Here is a 314-nt window from a genome sequence, read left to right as displayed (position 1 = left end):
TCAGTTCCTTCGGCGATACCGTCCACTACGTCGACCCGCCGAAGATCTTCCAGCGCGGCGAAGGCAGCTACATGTTCGACGGTGCGGGCGTGCCCTACCTCGACCTGCAGATGTGGTACTCGGCCTGCAACTTCGGCTACAGCAACAAGCGCCTGAACGATGCACTGAAGGACCAGATCGACACCCTGCCGCAGGTCGCCAGCCAGTACCTGCACCCGACCCGCGTGCAGCTGGCCAAGACCATTGCCGTGGACATGCACGAGAAGTTCGGGCTCGACGGCCGCGTGCACTTCAACGTCGGCGGCGCGCAGGCC

Annotated in this window: 1 protein-coding gene; it reads left to right on the top strand. The window is 64.3% G+C overall.

All coding sequences use genetic code 11. The features are described 5' to 3' along the window. The coding region (locus EN850_RS35160; RefSeq protein WP_136093046.1) for an aminotransferase class III-fold pyridoxal phosphate-dependent enzyme at window positions 1-314 on the top strand (314 nt) is incomplete at both ends.

It is taken from the genome of Mesorhizobium sp. M8A.F.Ca.ET.207.01.1.1, from assembly GCF_004794715.1.
GTDB lineage: Bacteria > Pseudomonadota > Alphaproteobacteria > Rhizobiales > Rhizobiaceae > Mesorhizobium.
The sequence above is the reverse complement of the archived record's forward strand: the minus strand, read 5'-3'. Positions and strand labels throughout refer to the sequence as shown.